Raw genomic sequence first — 1,403 nt, 5'->3', positions numbered from 1 at the left:
AGGGAGTGTAAATTAGACTGTGTCAGTTATTGTCGTTAGGCTGTGGGTATGTGGTAAACTCTTTTCGAGTTTTCCATATATCCACAGCTTTTTCGTTTTGCACTTATGCGCGCTGTAGATGAGGTTTGAGTCTTTCTTCAAACATAATATAGAGTTGCGACAAAGTCAAGTTCCAGTTGTGTATAGGCATGGTCCATTTTTCACTGATTCTGCTCACGACCAGGTACACCAGTTTCAGAAGAGCATTATCAGAGGTAAAGGCTCCCTTGGTTTTGGTCACTTTACGCACTTGCCGGTGAAAGCCCTCCACAATATTAGTAGTATAGATGACTTTGCGGATGTGGGCATCATACTTGAAAAAGGTGGAAAGATGCTCCCAGTTATTGTACCAGGAGGCAATAGGCACGGGATATTTTTTGCCCCATTCCTCCTCTAACTTCATCAGATTTTCATAGCCTTCTTCTTTGGTAGAAGCCTGATAGACAAGCTTCAAATCAGCCATAAAGACTTTCTTATCCTTCTCGCTTATATAGCGCAGGCTGTTACGGATTTGATGCACCACACAGGTCTGAATCTCAGTTTGAGGGAAGATACTGGCAATGGCTTCGGGAAAACCTTTTAAGCCATCTATACAAGCTATCAACATATCCTGCATACCTCTGTTTTTCAAATCTGTCAGCACAGAGAGCCAGAACTTTGCTCCTTCACTCTCAGAGACATACATCCCTATTAAATCTTTTTGCCCCTGCAGGTTAACAGCTAAAATATTATACACAGCACGAGTCACTACGCTGCCGCCTTCCCGAACTTTATAGTGCATGCAGTCTAAGTAAACAAAGGCATAGATAGATTCCAGTGGACGGGTACGCCACTCATTCATAGCAGGAATGACTTTATCGGTAATAGCCGATAAGGTAGCCGCAGAGATGTCCATTTGATAGAGTTCTTTGATATGCTTAGTAATATCGCGGGTGCTGACACCCAAGGCATACAAGCCTATCACCTTCTCTTCTAATTCTTCTGTGATGATAACCTGTCGCTTGGGTAGAATTACCGGCTCAAAGCTGCTATTACGGTCTCGGCTGCTTTCCAGGTCAAACTCCCCGGATAAGCTTTTTACTTTTTTTGCCGTCTTGCCATTCTTACGGTTAGTATTTCCGGAAGCTTTTTCTTCCTGAAGGTGGGCGTGCAGTTCGCCTTCCAAAGCCGCTTCTAAGAAATGTTTGAGTAGTGGGGCAAAGATGCCCTTTTCGCCATTTAGCGGTTTTCCCGCATACATGCCTTCGATGGCTTGCTTCTTGAAGGCTTCAAAATCAAATTCTTTGTTGTCCATAATCTAACTGTTGGTCAAAGGTAAAAATTATGTTAATTTTTTACCTGACACAGTTTAGTTTACAGTCTCT

General features: G+C 42.9%; 1 protein-coding gene. It reads right to left on the bottom strand.

Annotated elements, in window-relative coordinates:
• Positions 1-103 precede the first annotated feature (103 nt).
• A complete protein-coding gene (locus Q0590_RS37270) occupies positions 104-1,333 on the bottom strand; it encodes an IS256 family transposase (protein WP_302042774.1) in 1,230 nt (409 codons plus the stop codon).
• Positions 1,334-1,403 lie beyond the last annotated feature (70 nt).

Origin of the sequence: Rhodocytophaga aerolata (assembly GCF_030503435.1) — a bacterium.
Lineage (GTDB): Bacteria > Bacteroidota > Bacteroidia > Cytophagales > 172606-1 > Rhodocytophaga > Rhodocytophaga aerolata.
Note: the sequence above shows the minus strand (reverse complement) of the source record. Positions and strands in the feature narration are given on the sequence as shown.